At 60.0% G+C, this 20166-nt stretch carries 22 protein-coding genes; 5 read left to right on the plus strand and 17 right to left on the minus strand.

The window, feature by feature from the left end:
• Nucleotides 1-286: 286 nt before the first annotated feature.
• Nucleotides 287-4852, minus strand: coding sequence for a PAS domain-containing protein (locus NKJ89_RS19420; RefSeq protein ID WP_352604763.1), 4566 nt, complete (start codon nucleotides 4850-4852; stop codon nucleotides 287-289).
• 190 nt (nucleotides 4853-5042) lie between these two features.
• On the opposite strand from NKJ89_RS19420, the gene NKJ89_RS19425 reads away from it, so the two are divergent.
• Nucleotides 5043-5396 (plus strand): hypothetical protein, encoded by a 354-nt coding sequence (locus tag NKJ89_RS19425; protein ID WP_023757402.1) that lies wholly within the window; start codon nucleotides 5043-5045, stop codon nucleotides 5394-5396.
• A 150-nt stretch (nucleotides 5397-5546) separates the two neighbouring features.
• On the opposite strand, the gene NKJ89_RS19430 is transcribed toward NKJ89_RS19425, so the two are convergent.
• Complete coding sequence (locus NKJ89_RS19430) at nucleotides 5547-5783, minus strand: hypothetical protein (protein ID WP_023757403.1); 237 nt, start codon at nucleotides 5781-5783, stop codon at nucleotides 5547-5549.
• 329 nt (nucleotides 5784-6112) lie between these two features.
• Here NKJ89_RS19430 and NKJ89_RS19435 point away from each other — a divergent pair, with 329 nt between their 5' ends.
• Nucleotides 6113-6316 (plus strand): hypothetical protein, encoded by a 204-nt coding sequence (locus NKJ89_RS19435; RefSeq protein WP_352604765.1) that lies wholly within the window; start codon nucleotides 6113-6115, stop codon nucleotides 6314-6316.
• A gap of 60 nt (nucleotides 6317-6376) precedes the next feature.
• Here the strand turns inward: NKJ89_RS19435 and tolA are convergent, their stop codons facing one another.
• From tolA to NKJ89_RS19455, 4 genes are all read right to left on the minus strand, one after another.
• Nucleotides 6377-6745, minus strand: coding sequence for a cell envelope integrity protein TolA (gene tolA, locus NKJ89_RS19440; RefSeq protein WP_023757406.1), 369 nt, complete (start codon nucleotides 6743-6745; stop codon nucleotides 6377-6379).
• A 279-nt stretch (nucleotides 6746-7024) separates the two neighbouring features.
• Nucleotides 7025-7888: a glutathione S-transferase family protein gene (locus NKJ89_RS19445; RefSeq protein WP_352604766.1), complete on the minus strand. Its 864-nt coding sequence runs from the start codon at nucleotides 7886-7888 to the stop codon at nucleotides 7025-7027.
• A gap of 21 nt (nucleotides 7889-7909) precedes the next feature.
• Nucleotides 7910-8491, minus strand: a complete 582-nt coding sequence (locus NKJ89_RS19450) for a VOC family protein (RefSeq protein WP_023757408.1) — start codon at nucleotides 8489-8491, stop codon at nucleotides 7910-7912.
• A 344-nt stretch (nucleotides 8492-8835) separates the two neighbouring features.
• Complete coding sequence (locus tag NKJ89_RS19455; RefSeq protein ID WP_023757409.1) at nucleotides 8836-9012, minus strand: Flp family type IVb pilin; 177 nt, start codon at nucleotides 9010-9012, stop codon at nucleotides 8836-8838.
• A 401-nt stretch (nucleotides 9013-9413) separates the two neighbouring features.
• Here NKJ89_RS19455 and NKJ89_RS19460 point away from each other — a divergent pair, with 401 nt between their 5' ends.
• Nucleotides 9414-10655 (plus strand): tyrosine-type recombinase/integrase, encoded by a 1242-nt coding sequence (locus NKJ89_RS19460; RefSeq protein WP_352604767.1) that lies wholly within the window; start codon nucleotides 9414-9416, stop codon nucleotides 10653-10655.
• A 15-nt stretch (nucleotides 10656-10670) separates the two neighbouring features.
• Here NKJ89_RS19460 and NKJ89_RS19465 read toward each other — a convergent pair whose 3' ends face one another.
• The 6 genes from NKJ89_RS19465 to NKJ89_RS19490 all read right to left on the minus strand — a co-directional run bounded on the left by NKJ89_RS19465 (nucleotide 10671) and on the right by NKJ89_RS19490 (nucleotide 14110).
• Nucleotides 10671-11258 (minus strand): hypothetical protein, encoded by a 588-nt coding sequence (locus tag NKJ89_RS19465; RefSeq protein ID WP_352604769.1) that lies wholly within the window; start codon nucleotides 11256-11258, stop codon nucleotides 10671-10673.
• Nucleotides 11259-11347: 89 nt separating this feature from the next.
• On the minus strand, nucleotides 11348-11527 hold the full coding sequence (locus NKJ89_RS19470; protein ID WP_352604771.1) for a hypothetical protein: 180 nt from the start codon (nucleotides 11525-11527) through the stop codon (nucleotides 11348-11350).
• A 316-nt stretch (nucleotides 11528-11843) separates the two neighbouring features.
• Nucleotides 11844-12566 carry a thermonuclease family protein gene (locus tag NKJ89_RS19475; protein WP_352604773.1) on the minus strand — a complete coding sequence of 241 codons (723 nt, stop codon included), beginning with the start codon at nucleotides 12564-12566 and terminating at the stop codon, nucleotides 11844-11846.
• A 113-nt stretch (nucleotides 12567-12679) separates the two neighbouring features.
• A complete protein-coding gene (locus tag NKJ89_RS19480; RefSeq protein WP_352604775.1) occupies nucleotides 12680-13162 on the minus strand; it encodes a hypothetical protein in 483 nt (160 codons plus the stop codon).
• Between the two features lie 8 nt (nucleotides 13163-13170).
• Nucleotides 13171-13641 (minus strand): lipoprotein, encoded by a 471-nt coding sequence (locus tag NKJ89_RS19485; RefSeq protein ID WP_352604776.1) that lies wholly within the window; start codon nucleotides 13639-13641, stop codon nucleotides 13171-13173.
• Between the two features lie 253 nt (nucleotides 13642-13894).
• A complete protein-coding gene (locus NKJ89_RS19490) occupies nucleotides 13895-14110 on the minus strand; it encodes a hypothetical protein (RefSeq protein WP_352604778.1) in 216 nt (71 codons plus the stop codon).
• Between the two features lie 84 nt (nucleotides 14111-14194).
• On the opposite strand from NKJ89_RS19490, the gene NKJ89_RS19495 reads away from it, so the two are divergent.
• A complete protein-coding gene (locus NKJ89_RS19495) occupies nucleotides 14195-15052 on the plus strand; it encodes an ATP-dependent DNA ligase (RefSeq protein WP_352604780.1) in 858 nt (285 codons plus the stop codon).
• Between the two features lie 282 nt (nucleotides 15053-15334).
• Here the strand turns inward: NKJ89_RS19495 and NKJ89_RS19500 are convergent, their stop codons facing one another.
• Nucleotides 15335-15598, minus strand: coding sequence for a hypothetical protein (locus NKJ89_RS19500; RefSeq protein WP_352604782.1), 264 nt, complete (start codon nucleotides 15596-15598; stop codon nucleotides 15335-15337).
• 10 nt (nucleotides 15599-15608) lie between these two features.
• Nucleotides 15609-15797 carry a hypothetical protein gene (locus tag NKJ89_RS19505; RefSeq protein WP_352604784.1) on the minus strand — a complete coding sequence of 63 codons (189 nt, stop codon included), beginning with the start codon at nucleotides 15795-15797 and terminating at the stop codon, nucleotides 15609-15611.
• A gap of 102 nt (nucleotides 15798-15899) precedes the next feature.
• Here NKJ89_RS19505 and NKJ89_RS19510 point away from each other — a divergent pair, with 102 nt between their 5' ends.
• Nucleotides 15900-16193 (plus strand): hypothetical protein, encoded by a 294-nt coding sequence (locus tag NKJ89_RS19510; RefSeq protein ID WP_352604786.1) that lies wholly within the window; start codon nucleotides 15900-15902, stop codon nucleotides 16191-16193.
• A gap of 169 nt (nucleotides 16194-16362) precedes the next feature.
• On the opposite strand, the gene NKJ89_RS19515 is transcribed toward NKJ89_RS19510, so the two are convergent.
• From NKJ89_RS19515 to NKJ89_RS19525, 3 genes are all read right to left on the minus strand, one after another.
• A complete protein-coding gene (locus tag NKJ89_RS19515) occupies nucleotides 16363-17469 on the minus strand; it encodes an acyltransferase family protein (RefSeq protein ID WP_352604788.1) in 1107 nt (368 codons plus the stop codon).
• A gap of 70 nt (nucleotides 17470-17539) precedes the next feature.
• Nucleotides 17540-17836: a hypothetical protein gene (locus NKJ89_RS19520; RefSeq protein ID WP_352604790.1), complete on the minus strand. Its 297-nt coding sequence runs from the start codon at nucleotides 17834-17836 to the stop codon at nucleotides 17540-17542.
• Between the two features lie 9 nt (nucleotides 17837-17845).
• On the minus strand, nucleotides 17846-20110 hold the full coding sequence (locus tag NKJ89_RS19525; protein ID WP_352604792.1) for a collagen-like triple helix repeat-containing protein: 2265 nt from the start codon (nucleotides 20108-20110) through the stop codon (nucleotides 17846-17848).
• Nucleotides 20111-20166: the final 56 nt, after the last annotated feature.

The following is a 20166-nucleotide window of genomic DNA, read 5'->3' on the forward strand; positions in this document are numbered from 1 at the left end:
TTGGGATTAGCCGGCCTTATAAAAAAGCCGGACGGGAGCGCGTTGCTCGCGGCCACGATGTCGTGGCCGGGCCATCGCCGAAAAACAGGGTCCGTTGGGGTAGGTTGACGCTGTTCCATGCTGGCGGTCGCTGCTCCCGCCCGTAACTGGGAAGAGCGGAATTCGAATATGGCCATTGTCTTGATCAGGCACAGTTTTGATATGGTGCGATCGCGCCATAGTGCTGCGCGTGGGACGCGTCGCGAATCTTTGCCTGGTTCTCGCGAACCGGCACGGCGAGAACCCCTTACCCGGCGTTACGCTGAACTTGGCGGCTGGCGCCGATCCAGCGCTCGACCTTCTCGAGCAGGGCCCTGGGGCTGATCGGCTTGGACAGGTAGTCGTCCATGCCTGCCTCCAGGCAGCGTTCGCGATCGCCTTTCAGCGCATGCGCGGTGACGCCGACGATCGGCACATGAGTGCCGGTTTCTTCCTCCAGCCGGCGAATGGCGGCGGTCGCCTCCAACCCGTTCATCTCCGGCATCGAGACATCCATCAGGATCATGCACGGATTGAGCCGGCCGAAGGCGTCGAGCGCCTTGCGGCCATTGCCGACGATCTCGAAACCGAAACCGGTCTCGCCGAGAATCTGGGTGAACACCATCTGGTTCACCTCATTGTCTTCTGCCACCAGGATATCCAGCCTGTCGTCTCGACCCGTCGCGAGCAGCCGAGGGCGTAGCGAGGGAGGCTGCAGCAGCGCCCGCTGTTCTGCCGGCGCGGACGGCTGTGGTGGCACCATATCGCCCGAAGGGACGGTGCCTGCGAGCGGCAGGGCGTCGCTGCCGGTCGTGTTGTGGCGATGCCGCTGGATGGTTGCGACCAGCGTTTCCAGCAGCACCGATGAGCGCGCCGGCTTGATCAGTTGGGCATCGATGCCGAGATCGCGATAGCCGGTGTTGGCGAGCGACTGGTCGACCGAGGTCAGCATGATGATCGGCGTGCCGGCAAGGCCGGCGGTGTTGCGCACGATCCGCGCCATTTCGGCGCCGCTCATCTCAGGCATCTGGTAGTCGAGCACGACGCAATCGACCGGCACGCCATAGGCAGCGGCGGCGATCAGCACCTTGAGGCCCTCGGCGCCGCTCTCGGCCGCGCAGGAATCGAACGTCCACGATGTCATTTGTTCGGTCAGGATGGCTCTGTTGACCGCGTTGTCGTCGACGATCAGTACGCGCGCGCCGGTCACGTCGATCGGCATGATGCGTTGCCCGTTCTGCTGTCCGGCACTCGGCAGCGTGACCGTGAACCAGAAGGTCGAGCCCTTGCCTTCGGCGCTCTCGACACCGATGTCGCCGCCCATCAGCTCGACGAGCCGCGAAGTGATGGCAAGGCCGAGGCCGGTTCCCTCGTGCCGCCTCGTCGACGAGGTGTCGACCTGGCTGAATTTCTCGAACACCAGTTTCAGTTTTTCCTCGGGGATGCCGATGCCCGTATCGGTGACCGAGATGGTGAGCTTCGTTCCGGTTGCAACCCTCTCGCCTGTGACGTCGACCAGCACATGACCTTCGTCGGTGAATTTCACTGCATTGCCGAGCAAATTGGTGACAATCTGCCTGATGCGGCCGACATCGCCGACAAACAGGCTCTCGAGGCGAGGCTCGACGCGCACGATGAGCTCGATATCCTTCTCCTTGGCGCGTGTCGACACCAGTGTCGCCACATCCTCGATCGCCTCGGCAAGATTGAAGGGCGCCGGATCGAGCACCAACTGACCGGCGTCGATCTTGGAGAAGTCCAGGATGTCGTTGATGATGGTGAGCAGCGCGTTGCCCGATTTCACGATGATGTCGGTAAACGTCTTCTGCTTCGGGTCGAGATCCGATTTGGCCAAGAGTTCGGCCATGCCGAGCACGCCATTCATCGGCGTACGGATCTCGTGGCTCATATTGGCGAGAAATTCCGACTTGGCGCGGTCGGCGAGAACGGCGCGCTGCCGCGCTTCGCGCAGTTCGACCTCGCGCGTCTTCAACTCGGTGATATCGGTGGTCGAGCCGATCAGGTAGAGCGAGCCATCGGACGCGATCATCGCCCCCTTGCGCGCGAACTGATGCCGGACGCTGCCGTCGGCAAGCGTCACCGTCTCCTCGGCCTCCTGGGTCTCACCGGTGCGCAGCACCGCAAGGTCGCTGTCGACGAAGGCTTCGCCATCCGACCCGAATATCTCGATATCGGTCTTGCCGATCGCCTCGTCCTTGCCGAAGCCCGTGAGATCGCTCCAACCCTTGTTGACGTAGAACTGCCTGAGGTCGGAGCGCTTGGCGTAGATCGATACCGGCACGTTGTCGATCAGGCTGCGGAACACCTCGTTCTCGCGCATGCTTTCTTCCAGCGCGCGCTCGCGCGCCTTGACATCGGTGATGTCGGTGCTGGAACCGACCAGATGCACCGATCCGTCCAGCGCCACCAGCCGGCTCTTGCGCGTCATCAATTGTCGAACCGTGCCGTCGCGATGGGTGACAGGTTCCTCGACCTCCCTGACGGCGCCGGTCACGGCGACTTGTGTGTCGTCATCGCTGTAGCCATCGGCGTCCTGCACTCCGAACAGCTGGCGGTCGGTGCGGCCAATGACATCCTCCTTGGCAAAACCTGTGACCGCGCACCAGGCCTTGTTGACGAACTCGATGCTCAAGTCCTGCGCCTTGATGAAGGCGGCGACCGGGAGCTCGTCCAGCACATGCCGGAACAGATCGATCTGGCGCATCGAGTCGCGCAACGCCGCCTCGCGGCTCTTGATCTCGGAGATGTCGACGCGAACACCGATGAATGTGCCATCGACGGTCCGCATGTCATAGACCTGATACCAGCGGCCATCGGGGTTGTGGCGCTCGAACGAGGAATTGGGCAAGCGGTAGCGGGCGAGGATCGCATCCAGCCAGCGATCGGGATCGTCGTCGTAGAGCTTGTCGACTTGCGGATCGCCGCTGCTGCGGAAATAGCCGTTGGCATGGCCGAGGACGAGCGCCTCGCGCAATGTGCAGCCGGGCTGCCATGCCGGCTTCAAAGCCGGAAGCGTATCGTGAATCTTGCGGTTGGCGAACACGAACCTGTCGTCGCGATCGTAGATGATTACGGCCGCCGGCAAGGATTCCAGCACGCTGGCGAGGTGCTTGCGCGCATCCTCGGCTTCGGTCTCGCGGCGCTTCATGTCGGAAATGTCGAACAGGAAACCGGCAACGTAATTGCGGCCGCTGGCCATGCCGACGCGGCTTTTCCTGACGATGCGCGAACGGCTGGCGCCGTCGGCCTCGAAATTTTCTTCCACTTCGTACGGGCGTCCACTGGCAAGCACGTCCCGTTCGCTCTGCTCGAAAAGCGCGACAGCGTCCGTCGGCAGGAAATCGCCGCCGGGCCTGCCGAGCATGGCTTGCGGCGTCTGGCCAAACAAAGCGGCGAACGCCTCGTTGACGAAAACGAAGCGCAGATGGTCGTCCTTGACGAAGATCGGATCCTTGACGGCATTGATCACCGCTTCGGCCAGTCGCGTTTTCTCCAGCGCGTCGGCAACCTCGGCCTCGCGATTCTTCATGTCGGTGACGTCGACATAGGAGATCAGCCGCTTGCCGCCGGCCAGCGGCGCCATCGACGATATCAGCGTGCGGCCGTCATTGCGCGGGAACTGCCGCGATCCGGCGGTGCCCGCCCTGATTTCCGCCTCGCGCTCGGCGATATGCCGCTGCCATGCCGCGTCTTCGGAGCCAAACGGGTCGATGTCACGGCTGGCATCCATCAGGTCGCGAAAGCTGCAGCCGATCTCGGCGCGCCGAGCGTCGATCTGCCAGAAATCGTAGAAGGCACGGTTGATGACTTCGGCGCGCATATCGGCATCGAGGACGAGGATGCCGATCGGCATCTGATCGACCATGGTGCGGAGATTGGCGAAGGTCTCGGCGACCTTGGCGTTGGCGCTCTCGATCTCGGCATCGCGGTGCTTGATCTCGGTGACCTCATAGTAGGTCAACAGCCGCTTGCCCCCGGACAGCGCTGTCACCGAGAACATCATCGTCCTGCCGTCGGCATGGGAAAACTCGCGAGGCGCTACGGAACCGGCGTGAATCTCCTCGATGCGGGTGGCGAGGTAGCGCCGCCATTGCGGTTCGTCGATGTCGCCGTAGATGCCGTTGCGGCGGTTGAGTTCCATCAACAGGCTGAACGGAGCGCCAACGGTCAAGGCACCGTCGGGAATCCCGGAAAGGTCGCGATAGGCCTTGTTGACGATCAACGTGTCGAGCCTGGCGTCGAGAAGCACGACGCCCATGTGCATGGCGTCCATCGTCCGCTCGAGATCGACCAGATGCTGCTCGAGTTCGCCGCTCGCCGATGGTCCCTGCCGCGGGGTTTGGAAGGCACCGGCCAGTGCCGTGACATTGCGGCCGATGCCGCGATAACCGATGAATTTACCCTCGCCGTCGAACCTTGGAAAGCCTGATGTCAAAACCCAGCGGCAGTCGGCGCTGCCACCTTTCAGTTCATAGACGAAGTCGCGAAACGGCCGGTGCGCCTGCAGATCCTCCAGATGGGCGGCGCCGCTGCGGTCGCCGTTCAGAACCTGGTTGAGGAAGTCGAAGCGAAAGCGGCCAAGCACGTTTGCCGGATCGAGGCCGGTGGCTGCCTGGTAGTTTTGCGAGAGCCAGGAGAAGCGCAGTTCGGCATCGATCTCCCAGACCCAGTCCGAACCGGCTTCGACCAGTTGGCGAAGCACGTCGACCGAATCCATACCAGTGGCGGGCGATGATGCATCGTCGCCACGCGCTGTGGGTTTGCGAGGTCCACGCATGCCGCGCGCGCCGGTTGTTTCGTCCGCTTCCGCCATGCAATCCCACCCCGACAACCCAAGGCCGAACCCTCCTCCGCGGTTCGTCGGCGGAATGTGCCCGATAAGCATTAACGATCCGCTAACCATAACGGATTCGTCGGACAAATTGGTCGACGCGAGTGCGTTGTTCCATCCGGTTGTCGGCGGGACTGAAGCCGTTATATAAGCGCTAGCAGGGGTAATGCTGATGTCTGGATGGATCGTGCCTTTTTTCATGGGGCTGGCGCTGCTTTTGGGCAGCGGCTGCTCGCGCAGTTATGATGGCACCGTCGTCATCCCGAGGCCGCTCGATGTCCGGCGATTCTGGGACCGGCCACCCCCGAATGTCGACTACGGGCCTTCCGAGGTCGAGAACAGTGCCTTTCCGGTGGCGCCACAACCGTCGAGGCGATTTTCCGACCGCAAAGTGATGACGCATGCCGCGCCGAGACGGCACCAGACGAGCCTGCCCGCGTCAGCCTCCCTGTCTACCCCGGCGAAGCCGCTGGTATGCAGGAACGTCAGCGAACCCGGCAAGAGAGCTCGCATGGTCTGCGACTAATGCATGTCGCCCAAAAGTGACCTCGGTTTTGGGAAAACGACATGCATAAAAACAATACCTAAAGCGCGTCGCCTGAATCCGTTCAACCGCGACGCGCTTTAGATCGCTTTCAAACAACAAGCGATCGGCAAATAGCTTGGGCGAACTGCCTCACAGCGAGGCTGCACCCTTTTTCGGCTGTTTCGCACCGAGCTTGTCGAGTGCAAGACGAACCTGACGCAAATCGTCCTGCCAGCCATCATCGTCGTCCATCGGGCTCTCCGTGGCCGCCCGCTGCAGCCCGCGCGCCTCGGATTCGATCTCGCGCAGTTCAGCGATTTTCTGTTCGGTGGTCAGGGAGTCGTCTTCGACGATCTCCAGCACCCGCATTTCCCTGAACGTGGCCATGGCGTTTCTCCTGGCTGATGTCGATCACAACGCTGTGAACGCCTCTCTGTTCCGGATCGCAACAGGGTTCGCTGCAATAGCGTTTGACAGTCGCAAGCCTTGAAATTCACGCGGTATCTGATGGCCGCCGGCACCTCGGTGTAGGGCTCGCGCGTGTCGAGTGGGGCCATCTGGTCGGTTTCAAGGCTGGCGTTCGCTCAGCGCGTAGGGGTGGCAACGATCGTCGAAGGCCTGCGGCGCGAGGAGCCCGTGATAAACCGCCGTTGCCGCCGGTTGGTCTTGAAACCTTTGCCCCGTCTTCGGAGTTGAATGGCCTAAGGAGAACGCAGATGTCGATCCACTTCACGGTCTCGGACCTGACAAGAAATCTGTTTCACTCGCTGGGGCTGGAGCCAAGGCCTCTCAACCCCGAGCAAAGCCTGTTGCTGGAATGCTATCTGGCCGGCCGGGTTCCGGAGTCGGCTTGGAACGACTATGTCTTCGAAACGCCTGACCTTGCCCGGCATGCCGAAGCAAGGCGCAGCCACCACTAAGCCGGCATGGGATTAACTGTGCGCACCGCTACGGCACAGCGGCGTGCGCTGATTGCAGGCTCACTTGGGAGAAGAGAACTGCAACGTGAACACTTTGCCGGCAATTCCTTGCGCCAGCTTCGGCGAAAGCGTCAGCGGCAGACAGTTCTGCAAGGCCGTTGTTGCGGCGTCGACAAACGAGTTTTTCGCCTTGGCATCGCCTTCCACCTTGACGGCCGTCGGCCTCGGTGGGCCGATCAGCGTGCCGTCCCGCTTGAAGCTGAAGCTCAAGGTTACGCTGGCGGTTCCGGCGTCCGCCGGTGGTGTCCAGCATGCCTGGATCGCGGTCCCGACATCGTTCATGGTGTTGAGTTCAGCCGCATTTGAAGAATGAACGGCGCTCGCCAGCATCATGCCCGCAGCGGCAAGCCACCTCGCAACGCTATTCATCGCCAGCCCTCATCTCACGCCTGACCGACAATCCATGCCGGACTGCCAAAATGGATGGTAGGGCCAAAGCAAGCGATGACAATATCTGTCGGCAAAAAGTTGACGCCAAAAATGCGACACCGAGGCTCGTGTGGCCTGATCGCGGCTAGATCGCGCGGCGATGGCGCACGAAAGCAAAAAGGCCGGCGTTGCGCCGACCTTTCCTTCCACTCGGCGCCAGTACATCCGTGGTCGCGGGGTGAATTGCTGGCAGTAGACAGGGCTTTGGTTAACGAATCCCTAACCTTGGACCTTGGCCTGCGACTTCACATAGGCGATGTAACCGCGCACGTCGCCGGCCGGCTCGCTATAGGCATTGCCGAGCTTCTTCTCGATCGCCGCCACGTAGTCCTTCGCCCATTTGGGCAGGACGTAGTCGATGACGGCCAGGAATTCGAGTGTCGCCGCCAGGCGGATGTCGGCGATGGATGGATTCTTGCCGCCGATGAACGGCTTGCCGTCCCTGAAGAAGCTGTGAAAGACTTCCAGCGGCTCGGCGATCGCGGCCATCGCGGCCTTCTGGGCTTCGGTCTTCTTGTCCGGGTGGGCATCGCTGTGACCGACCTCGCCGGCATATTGCGGAAAACCGAGAAACGGATAGGTGGCGCGCGCCACATAGGGGTAGAGCGTACCAACCAGGTAGAACATGGCGCTATCGATCATCGCCCGCTTGGCCGGCGCCTTCGGATAGAACTTCTCCAGCCCGTGCTTGTTGGAGAGGTATTGCATGATCGCGCAGCTTTCCCACAACACGCCCCTGGGGAGGCCCTTGTCCTCGATCATCGGCGTTAAATGGGCGGGGTTTCGCGCCATGAATTCCGGTGAGCGGGTCTGACCCCAGGCATCGGTCTCGGCGGCATCCAGCCCGGCCGCGCGCGCAAACACCCGAACCGTCATGTTGTTGACGCTGGGCTTCAGCATGCTGAGCTTCACGCCAGGCCTCTTCGCTAGCTTCGCTTTGGCTCTTGGGGCGGCTTTTGCCGTCGCCTTGACGGCGGGCTTGGCAGTTGTCTTGGCCGCTGGCTTTGCCGCAGCTTTTGCAGTCGGCTTGGCGGCCGCTTTGGCCGCGGGTTTCCTGGCATTGTTCGTCGCTGTCTTGGCCATATGTTCCTCCCTCTGGTCTGTTCAGTATGGGTTCTTCGGTGCCCGGTCTTCCGACAAGGTTGCGCGGGAACGCTCGACGAGCGACTGGATCGCATCGGCGAGGTGCACTTCCGCGATGTTGTAGTCGCCGCGCGCGACACGCAGCCTGTGCGCTTCCATCAGCACGTCGGCATGGGTGAAGCCGGCCGGCGGCTCAAAGCGGTAGGAGGCCAGTTCGATCAGCAGGCCGAGCGGATCCTCGAAATAGATCGAATCCATGAAGCCGCGGTCCTTGACGCCGCTGTGCTTGATGGCGCGCGCGTCGAGCCGGGCGACCGCCTGCAGGAAAGTGACGCGCGACACCGAAAAGGCGATGTGGTGGACGCAACCCGGATCGGTCGGCGTGCGCCGTTTCTCCGGCACGCGGCTCTCATCGGTGAAGATAGTGATCAGCCGGCCGTCGCCCGGATCGAAATAGAGATGGCTTTCGCTCGCCTTGTCGAGGTTGGGCTGCTCGAAGATGAACGGCATGCCGAGCACGCCTTCCCAGAAATCAATCGAGGTCTGGCGCCCTGCGCCGACCAGCGTGATGTGATGAACGCCCTGCGATTGCAGTTTCTGCATTGGCCTTCTCCCCGTGGCATCGACCGCCCGTCCGGATCTGCCCGGCACCCGGCGTTCTCGGCGTCGGCGGAGCCGTGCCCCAGGATCCATGATGCGATGCTAAAGCAATCGGCCCTGCTGCGCCAGAAGCGACGAAAGTGGCGACGCAAAGGGTAATGCGGGCCGGCTAGCCGTCAGCACTTGCGCGGTGAGGAAGATTTGCGGGCCCCGCTGCGGGACTTGCCCGGCGTCGCCAGCACAGAAAGTAGCGTGCTGCGACCGGATATTGGCGCTACACGCTACGCATTTGGAGGTCGAAATCGGGATATCCAGCCGGTGCGGTCGAACGGAAAGGTGTACCCGACTTACGAACCGCTGCTGTTAACCGTCGTGCCGATATTCGTGAACATGCCGTTGAGCGAATTGCCCAGCGCGCCGGCGCCGGTGATGATCGCCAGCGCGATAAGAGCCGCGATTAGGCCATACTCGATCGCGGTCGCGCCAGACTCGTCCCCGGCGAAACGGTAGATTATTTTCCGCATTTCAATCTCCTGCGCTACTAAAGGCAGCACTAATATACCCCCCTTGAGTTGCGGGGCAGTTAAGGTTCTCGGTTGCGAGTCCGTTAATATTTGCCAGAGAAATGAAATGAAGACTGGAGCCGCGGATGCCATCGAGTTCTTCAAGGTTGCCGCCACATGGTGGGGCGCTCGGGATGGAGCGACGGTATGCTGCAAAATTTATTGAAATCCTTGGTACGCCCAAGGGGAATCGAACCCCTGTTCCCGCCGTGAGAGGGCGGCATCTTGGATATTCCTGAATAACTTTGGTCAGCCATACACGTTTGATTTCATAGGGCAATGTACGCTATTGTGCATAGGCGACTATCTGCGATTGGGCGGGTTTGTTGCAACGAAATTGGCAACGAATCTTCGGAGCGTATATGGCGCAGCGCCGCAGCGTATTATCCAGCCGAACCAGTCGGGCGGCTCTTTCTTACTCGGATGCGCCCGAATGGGAGATCATCAATCCCGGCTTGCGGTTGGGTTATAGGCGCGGCCGCGGAAGTTACGGCCGTGGCGGCTCTTGGCTGGCAGCTTCGCGCTCGAGCGACGGCACTCGCGTCCAGACCAAGCTGGGCCGCGCCGACGATCTCATCGCCGCCGACGGTTCAGGCATCCTTTCTCACGAGCAGGCAAAGGACGCGGCTCGCGGGTGGCTCAAATCGCTGAAGGCTGGCAACGACGCGCCCGCAGCGCTGACTGTGAATGATGCGCTCGATCGGTATTTCGAAGCACGCGCCGCCGAGGGCATGAAGTCGATAGCGGATGCGAAAACAAGGGCGGCGTTCCACATTCGGGCAAAGCTCGGCTCGTCGAAGGTAGCGGATCTGTCGATAGAGAAGGTTCGCGCCTGGCGCGACGGCATGGTTTCGGCCCAGAAGCGGTTGCGCACCGGCAAGTTCGCCGAAAAGGCGAATATCGTTACCGTGGACCTATCGGACCCCGAGACTATCCGCCGTCGCCGCGACACCGCCAACAGGACATTGACGACTTTGAAGGCTGCGCTCAATTGGGCTTTCAACAATCGGCTTGTGGCGGACGACGCCGCTTGGCGCCTGGTGAAGCCGTATCGCGGCACAACTGCCGCGCGGGTCCGCTTCCTCTCGCCGGCTGAACAGAAAGCGTTGATCGCCGCCAGCAACGGGGCAATTCGCGATCTCGTGTCGGCCGCCTTGGTCACCGGCGCCCGTTTTGGCGAGCTCGCCCGGCTGCAGGTGTCGGACTATGACGCGGTCAATAAGTCCGTCTTCATTGCCGAGAGCAAAAGCGGCAAGCCGCGGCACGTTCCGCTTCCTGCCGGCGGCGCAGAGCTATTCGAAAGGCTCGCGCGCGACCGCCCAGGCACTGAGGCGCTGCTTCGGCAGGAGAGCGGTGCGGCCTGGGCACCGTCCACTTACAATCGGCCGTGGAAAGCACTGCTCAGTCAGGCCAAACTGTCGGACGTAACGCTGCACGAGATCCGGCACACCTACGCCAGCACAATGGTTCGAAACGGCGCGCCGCTGATCGTGGTTGCCGAAGCGCTCGGCCATAGCGACACCAGGATGGCCGAGAAACACTACGCGCATTTGGCGCCGTCATATGTAGCCGACACGATCAGGCGGCTTGCACCGGACATCTAAAACTCGCCCCCTGTACTAATTTGTAGACCCGCCATGACTCGGGCGGAGATACATGCCCTTGAGACTTAAATAGAGAGCCTTCCGATCGATTGTCCGATTGATCAGGTTGACGAGTAGGTCGTGGCGCATATCAATCGTGAACGGCTGTCGATACGGGGCGACACGATCTGATCGGTTCTTTTCAAACCAATTGATCACAAGAATGCAGAAATCGAGCGACAAGATGGATTCGCGACCATCTATGAGGTCGCTTCTCGCTGCAGCTTTTTCCGCGTCGGTGCCTCTGAAATCATACTGCACGTCCTCCTGATATGTGTGGTCGAAAAAATTGCCGAGAAACGGCTCCGCATTCAGGTTGAACAGCAATAGGGCGCAAATCTTTACGTGAGACAGATCCTTGGTTTTTTCATCAGTCTCTTCCTCGAGCCATTTTTGGTGGTCTGCCACCCATTGCGCGTGGATCTGTCGCGTGACGTTTGGAACAAATTCGGCTTCCAGCCCGTGGACTTTGAAATTGGCGTAGCAAAACGCGCGAAAATCGTAATTGAAGCTTTCGTAGTCAGAAAGCCATTCATCTAATTTCTTTTCGTGAAAAGGAATCATAGTCGGCGGAAACTCCTCGCGCGCCCCAAATAGCAAGAGGGCGAAGGTTGTTAAACCTTCGCCCTCTAAAAGCAAATAGCAATAAGGGTTTATGAGGCGGTATTATGCGTCTCATTCACCAATTCAGCGGTGGAAAGATAGCCCAGGGTCGCATCAGGATTTTCTTTGATCACAGCGCGGCCATTTCCATAGAGCTTCTTGAAACGCGATATGTCGCGCGGAAGTGGCTTCCGCTCGTCACTCTTTTGGACATTGGCTTCTTCGATCATGTTCATTCTCCCGGTCCCTTCGCCCCGCAGGGATGCGCAAGTGGGCTGCGCCATACAAGCAACGCACATATTTGTCAATTTTCTGCAAACATGCAACGCACAATCGCAACGCGAATAATGCGTATGTGGTGATTTGGTTGCCAATTTGGTCAATTGCCGAAAAAACGCGAATTAAATTTCGTCCACGTTTCGCAGGCAGTTCGGCAACTACGCGCCCGTGTACACGTTAATTTGCCTATCGTCGCTACGATTTTTCAGTTCGTAAGATGGAGGTTGGTGGTCGTCGAACAGCAGCCTGGCTTTTGTCATCATTTTGCTAACACAGCGTCTCGCAAGCAACGCCGTCGCCATCGCGGTCCAGCTTGCCACCCCACGGACAATTGCTGAGATACCATTGGGCCTCGTCGCACGAGCTAATTTGCGAGCATTTCCGCCGCGGTTGGCATGAGTAGCTTTGCGCTACCTGCCCGCTGATGATGCCGCGCGGCTGGCTGGTAGTCGTCCGAACACCGCCGTCTCCATGCCCGGCGCGCCACTCCCAAGGCGGCTGAAATGCGCCGACCCACAGCCCGACCTTCGCAGCCTCGGCCTTCGCCTGCTGCGCTGAATAGGCGCCATGGCTGTATTTGGGCCAGTCGAGCGCCTGGCCGTGCTCGACCATCCATGCGGCAACGCTGGCGCCATCGGCGCGCCGGCAGTCGCCCACGAAGCGGTTGTAGCGGTCCCACGCGACAAAGGTGCATGTGACCGGCCTCGAGGCGGCCAAGAAGCCGTCGAGTGCTGCCGCGGCCTTCGCACCGCACCGATAGCGAACGCCCTTGGCGTCGTCGCATTGCTGGGCTGACTCGGGAGCGTCAATGCCGTTGAAGCGGATGCGCTGGCCGTGAATCTCGATCGTATCGCCGTCGATGACCGAGGCGACGCCAGCGATCGGCTCTGGCGATCGACCAATCCAGCGGGATACGTTCAGGTCGGGTGCGCTTTCACTGTGCTGCACGACGAACTGCGTCACGAAGGCGGCAATCGCCGCCACCGTCACGAAGACAAGCCGCTTCGGAATTCCTGCCAGCAGACGCGCACGTCGCCGCTGCGCGCCTCTCCGCTTGCGCCATTGATCAGACTGATTGTCGTGGCGGGATCTGTCCACGTCTCTTAACTCGCCAGAGAAGTTTGGAGCCAATCGATGAAGTGTGGGACGTTCGCCAATCCAGCCTTGATCGCCTCCAGCGTTAATGCCTTTGTAGCCTCTGCCGGAAGAGATTTGATTTGCTCGATCAGCTTGGATTTGACGGTCGACGGCGCGGTGGACTTCTCGACGTGGCTAATCAGAAGTGCCTTTATCGTGTCTTCATGTAGGCGAACGGTGACAACCCCGAGGATGGCGGACAATCCGCCGTCGTCAGTCAAAAAATCTAGACCCGCCGCGGTAATTCTCGACGCTGTCGGTCCAGGCGGGCCGTTCAACAGCCTATGCCACTTAGTCTCAACCAAGCCGTGCTCAGTCAGATACCAAAGGTTCGCGGTGAAGGTGGGAACATCGACGCCTTCGATAACTGGAAAGTTGCGCATAGAATCAGGGTAAACGCCTGACAGATTTTGCAACAGCTTGAGTTGCAGTGCCCGATCGAGTTTCATGATGGCTCCTATGCCGACCAGCCGGGCCAGGTGCTGTCGATCATCGGCGCGCCGGCGCAGTAGTAATCATCGACGAACCGCCCGGTGGCCCTGTCCCGGCACCGCCACATTAGCGCATAGTTCTGTCCGTAAAATTGGTCCCAGGCCACGCCGTAAGCCGAGGGGGGCGGGCGGTAATATCCTCCGCCGCCATTGTTGGCGGCAACAGCAACCGCCGCGCCACCTACAGCGGCCACCGCTATTCCAGTCGCCACAGCATTGTCAGCCTGTACAAGCCGCATGCATTTGTCCGCCGTCGCGCCGCGGCGGACTAGCAGAGCTGCTACTCTGTTTCGATATTGCTCATCGGTGCTGGAGGCCAAAGCATGGCACAATGCCACGGTATTCATTGCCGTGAGATCGCTATCGGATACAACAGGACTGGTTGAGCAGCCGGCCAAGCACAGCGCCGCGCCCGCAAGAAACAACAGTTTTCTCATTTGATTTCCCCCGACTAAATAATGAGGCAGCTTCGGGTCGGGAGTCCAGCGATTTTGTTTCTTCTTTGCGGTCGGTCAACCGTCCAGTGGCTCAGTAAGGCCAGTAGCGCAACCAAACCGCCAGCCGCTCGTTGCCTCTATGCTGGGTTGATCCCTAGCCACCTCTTGGCCCGCCCCTGGTACCCATTCCCGGCGGGCTCTTTTTGCATGGAACCGAGTGTTCAAGCCAGCCGGCTCCGGCTGGCGGACTTTCCTATTTCCGTCGTGGAAACTGAATGACCTTTGCCTCGGCCTCCGGCTCCAGCGGCTCATGCCCCGGCTCCTCATGCCAAAACACCTGCCGCAAGTCGCGCTGATCGACCCGTTGCCCGCAGTTCGGGCAGTTGTAGAAATGGCCATCTTCCCTGATGAGGTCGCCGCCGTGCAGCTTGCCGGGGATCAGTGGGCCTAGATCGGATAGCTTCGTCATCGCTACCGAACTTTCAATTCGTCTAAAATGTTCCGGGAACTATTTTAGCACATGCTGATTGAATCGCGGCTGTGAGTTCTGTGCATGCGTTTGAAGTTCGTCGCGCCCCTTATGCCGACCCTTGTTGAGCAGCCCCCTGAGGGTGATGGCTGGATTCACGAGGTGAAGTTTGACGGCTACCGATCGCAAATGATCATCGATGAAGACGGGACGAGGATCTTCACGCGCAACGGCCATGACTGGACGGAGAAATATCGCGACCTGGTGAAAGAGGCGGCGAGCCTCGGCGCGGCGAGCGCGATCGTTGACGGAGAGATCATCGTTCTGAACGAAGCCGGCCTGTCCGACTTCGGCGAACTGCGCAAGGCGATCACGCGCCGGCAGCACGATCTCTATTTCGTCGCCTTCGATTTGCTGCATCTCAATGGCCACGATCTGCGCGACATAGCGCTGGACGAGCGCCGCGAGATCCTGGCGAGTATGATCGAGCCTGGCGGGCGCATCCAGTTCAGTGAACCGCTGCCGGGCGAAGCCAAGGCGATCTTCCATCTGCTCGACCAAGCCGGCCTCGAGGGCATGGTGTCGAAGCGACGCGACAGCAAATACCGCAGCGGGCCGTCGACCAACTGGCTGAAGGCGAAATGCTATTCGGTCGACGAATACGAACTGCTGGGTGTCGAGCGCGAGGCGGGCAAGCCGGCGTTCGCTCTGATGGCCGAGCGTGGCACCGGGCGCTACGTCGGTTCGGCCTTCATCAACTCCAGCCGCGCCATCCGCGAGCGGCTATGGAAGCGCGTCCAGGAGCACGCCGGGCCGGCGCCGAAGGGCATGAAGCGGCCGGCGACGCAATGGGTCAAGCCTGGGATCATCGGCCGTGTGAAGCACTTGCGCGGCGAGGAAGATTTGCGGCACGCGTCGCTTCAGGATTTTCGAGAGGAATGACACGATGAGCGGCAACCCCGATGACCCACCGATTGAACGACGCTCGCATCTCCGGATGGCTGTCCTAAAGAAGGGACCATCATCAGCGAAGACGTGAAGGTCGCTTGCTCTGTCAGAAATCAGCACGCTCATGGTGCGGAGCTACGAGTGGATCCCGGCGTGGTTGTTCCTGATCGGTTCGTTCTGCATATCCATGCAGATGGTGTCGAATATCGTGCCGTGGTGAGGTGGAGAAGAAACGAGCGGCTTGGCATCCAAATTTATTGAAAAGATGGTGCTCGGTCACTCCATGTCGGGCACTTCGCCGTTGGTGAACAGCAGGGTCGGCGGACCATAGTCCCCTAACGCAGGATCGGCATCACGGCTCCACGCTATGACGCCAACATGTTGCCCGGTAAGCGCCTTGGCGGTACGAATGGCGCGATCCTCGCTTTGCTGATCTGTCGGGCCATAGGCGGTGAACAACTCGCCATCCTCGCCCCGGTCGAATGCCACGACAACGATCAGCTTTGGCTTCTTCTGGCCGGGCAGGACGTGGTCGGACATTCATCGCTCCTTAAAGGTACAGATCGCCGTCGGCGCGGTGTGCAAGGCAAAACCAGTGCGGCTTTTGCTTCGGCCGAGCAAAGCCGAAAGGCGCCCGCAAGCCGCATCCACCATGCTCGCAGACGTGGTTCTCAGCTCTCTGCCGCTCACGCGGCACGGCAGTCATGCCTTCAGCAAGCCTGGCGGGTTCGTCGCTCATCGCACTAGCTTCCTGTTGCTATCCTGCCGGCAGTGAACAAAATAAGAACAAAAGAGTCAAGGCGCACTTGACCAAAAGGAATATGTTCCTCTTTTTGTCAGGATGGCTCACGATCCGATCGACACGCTGGGAAAGGCGACCCGGCACAACATGCTTGTGAAAGCAGAGTGCAGTTGCGGCAATGTCCGCTACTGCCGATCGGCCGATTTGATGATGGTCTACGGCGGCGGCGTCGATCCGCTTTCGCTGAAATTCGATTGCAGCCGATGTAAGCCACAGATCAAGATCACTCTGCTGGAAGTCCACCCCGAGCACCTGCCTAAACGCCTGATGATCCACAAGCCGATCAAGGTAGGCGGTAAAATCGTCTGGCACACCGAGCGCTTCAAAGGATGACCAAGACCCTCGCCGACACCCCCTCACGGCCCGCGAATGCCTGCACGTCAACTGCAGTCACCCGGAATGTGGCAGGTCAACCGCAAATCGCAGGGGCACGCGCTGAAGGCGTCGGTCAGGTGAGTGTGCTGTCCCCGACGAAGCTTGCCCGCGGCAGATCGAGTTGGTTTCAGGCCGGGACGTAAACGCTTCCTGCGGTCAGGCCGGTGAATCGGCCGGCTCGGTCTGAACTAAGCCTTCGCGATATCCTGTGCCTCAGTTTCTCTATGGGCCGATCGACGCCCAAATAGATGGCGACTGACATGACGATAATCACAACGAACGACATCGTGGGCACGTCGACGGGGCCACTATAGTAATGCTCCATCAGCGTAATCGCGAACACCTGACCGATGTAGAGCGGGTATGCCAACTGCCCGATGAAATTGTCGATAGGGCTGTCCTTGGTCAGGAGAAACGCGAACGGCGTGCAGACCGCAACTGTTACGTAGAACGCCCAAGACTGCCATTGATCGTGGCTCGGGAAAGCCCAAAACGGCTGAAAGCAGATCGACCCAATGAGAATGAGCAGCGCAACCGGCCCCATGTAGCGCGCCCACATCTGCTCGCGAATGGCCCCGTAAAGGCGGTATGACAATGCTCCCATCAGAAAAAACACAAAGTCCGCAGGGGCGAAGAAATAGAGCCATCGCACTGCCTCGGCGCCGGAAAAATAAAGGGATACTCGCCAGCCGAGAAATATTGCCGTCAAGCCCAGAAGCATCTTCAGCGATCGGCAGACCACGAACGGGGCCAGCAGATAGAAATAGATTTCCACGCTGAGCGACCATGAAGGGGCGTTAATGATGTATGCCCAATTGGCCTTGTTAAATAAGGGAATAGCCTCTGTTCCGACGAAAAAGATGTTGCTGAAAGTCGCTGCCGGTTTTGCCCACCAATCAGCACCCGGAACGTCAATGGCGAGGAACGATGGCGTGCCACTCACAGCGTAATAGACGGCGAAAGCAGCGAGAAACACCCAGTTGGTGGGGAACAGTCGAAGGCTTCGGTTCAGGTAGAACTTCCAGACGCCGCTTTCGATCCGGACGTATTTCTGGTCCATGACCATCGAGATGTAGAAGCCCGAAATCACGAAGAACGCAAAGACCGCATGACCCGACCAGATGTAGACGTGAAGCACGTCGCGGTACATGATCGGGAATAGTTTCCCGGCGCCGCCGTCATGCGAATGAGACATGAAGACGGCGATAGCCAGCAATACTCGAAAGACGCCCACTTTTGCCGCCGCTCCCTGATAGGTCGACCCCTCTTAAAGGAAGCGTGCTGCATTGGCAAAGATGTTCCGCCTAGCTAGTCTGTTCTGCACCGATGATTTCGTCGCACATCTGCACTACGCGCCGATCCGAGATCGCGAATTGGTAAGTGCGGATCTTGTTCGTCACATGCCCCCAATCAGCGTCTTCCAGATCGACCTTATCGCCAGGCTTGGCGGGCTCCAGCTTGTCGAGCAGCCGAATATCGGCACGCATGGCTTCAAGCTGCGTGCCGCCTTGCGCTCCGTTTGCCATGGGCGCCTTGACGATGGCAAGCAACACATCGCGATAGTCAAAGCCGGGTTCGGCCTTCAATTCGATAGTGCGCATATTTTCTCCTTATGCTCCAATAATGCCATGAGTAATTAGGGAATTTATGATAGCAGACAGTTTTTGCTCTACCTGCGTGAATGTAGTTATCCCGCCATCCGCGAACGTAATTTTGGATTGTGTTGCTGTCGGCGTTCCCCAGCCAGTATTACGAGCGCCAAGAAGCTTGGTACCCCCGCGCAACAGGTCGCCCGGCATATCGAGGTTGCTGTTGGTCTTGAAGGCCCAGATAGAAGCCCCGGCGACAAGTTCGAAACGGGCCGCAACAGCGCCAGCGGAAACGCTTTCGACAATCGCAGTCAGATACGCTGCATTGCGCGCAACCGGCGTGCCAGTGCTATCCAATCCCTGGAACATGAAAGTTCCAAGGGCGTCGCTCACGGCAACAGCCGCACCACCTCTCCCCTTTTTCATCAGGGCGTAGCCGGCGTTCGCATCGACGGCTGTGTTGTAGATGATCACTGCCGGAGAGAAAGAGGTCGCCGAAGTCACGGACAGCCCGTCGATATTGAACGTGCCGCCAGTCACAGTCTTGCCGGTGAAGGTCAGCGTGGACGGCAGACTGATCGTCGGGTTGCCGGAGACGCCATTGCCGTTGGTGACGGTCAGTTCGGCGGCGGTGCCGGTGAGCGTGCGCCCGACGAAAGTATCCGCCGCCGTCTGCGTCAGAATGCCGTTGGTGTTATAGGCGGCAAGCGCCGTCAGTGTAGAGTCAAGCGGCTGGCCCGTGGCGGCGGTCAGGACCGTATTGCCTTCAACGGCGATCACGCCGGCAGAGACGCGGGTAATGGTGGTGTCGGTCGCGTGCCCAACGTTTATCGTCGTCGTGACGAGCGGCTGCGTGAAGGTAACGCCAGTCGTGGCGACCGCGACAATGGCGTTGCCGCCCATCATCGCCCGGATGGACGTTCCGTCGTAGTCGAGATAGATCGTGCCAAGCACGTCGCCATACCACTTGATGCCGAGGCTGTCGGCGGTCGATGAGGCGTTGAGATAAATGCGGTCGCTCTGCTTGAGCGAGATTGCAGCCTTGCTCGCGTCGAATATCGTCGGCGTGAAATCGACGCCGCGCTTCCACAGGCCGGCAGGGGTGTACGCCGCGTCGATGTATTCCGTACCGCCTGACTGTGGACGGTCATGGACCCATACCTGACCGAGGGCTGTGCCGGAATTGTTTCGGTGATAGTTCGATATGTGGGCGCCGACTGCGACCGCAAGACCGTTGTCATTGAACACGATTTCATAGTGCTGTAGGTAAGCGCCTGTCGCCGCCCCGGTAGCTGCCAAGCCGCCATTCTCGAAGGCAATAGCCGGATTGGCAAGGAAATGTGTTGCGCCAGCGCGCGCCGAGTAGACTTCCCCGTACAGGTAGCGCTGAACCAAGTCGCCTTGGCCACCATGGTAGAAGCGATGACCCTCTTCGAAGGCGCCGGTGCGCCCAAGAGCATGATCGCCAGGGTTGGTGTTGTGGCCGCCTGCGAAATCGTAAACGGTGAATTCGCGCGCAGCTCCAACTAGCGTTCGATAGATTGCACCGGGCGTGCCCCCGACCGCAGAACCAACGAACATGTAAGCCTGCGATGTCGTTTTTTCAGTGAAACCGTCGAATACCTCCGTTCGGGCATCGCTCGGGTCGCCAGGATCTGTTGTTAAAAATGACCGGACGGGGGCCTGACCGTAGCCGCCCATCTTCACCTTCCCTGGACCATCAAAGACGGTATTGAGCAGTTGGAAAGCCGTTTTGTTGGTCTGGTAGGTGCCGTTAGCAAGAAAAATAGGCCCGAGCGCGGCCACTCCCAGCGCGTCGATAGCGTTGAAAGCCGTATCGTTCTGCGCTGCGGTGTTGCTCGGCGAAGCGCCATAGGTCGCGCCATTGGTCAAGCCGCCGGTCGCCCCCGTTGGCCCGGTCGGTCCGGTGGGGCCGGTCACTCCTGTCGGTCCCGTGGCGCCGGCAGGACCAGCCAAACCGGACGCTCCGACAGGTCCAGTAGGCCCGACGCCAGACGGGCCGGTCGGTCCCGTGGGGCCGGTTGCGCCCTCGCCCGTGATCAGCGCCAGGGTCGCCGGTGTCAGGCTGTCGGGCGTGACGCTCAGGTTCTGCAACTTGCCGTCACTGCGCCGCACGTCGGCCAGTGCATCGATCGTCTCGTCGATCCCTTTTTTGAGATTGGCCAGATCGTTTTTTAATTGCGAACCGGGAAATGGGTTCTGCTGCTGTTCCTGTTGGAACGCCACGTAGTCGTAAGCGATCGGCGGCTTCTGGGGAGAAGGCATTTTGATGCACCAAAACGTCGCTTCCAGATCGCATCGCGGCGGTGGAGCAGTGCCCC

Origin of the sequence: Mesorhizobium sp. M0047 (assembly GCF_040323315.1) — a bacterium.
Lineage (GTDB): Bacteria > Pseudomonadota > Alphaproteobacteria > Rhizobiales > Rhizobiaceae > Mesorhizobium.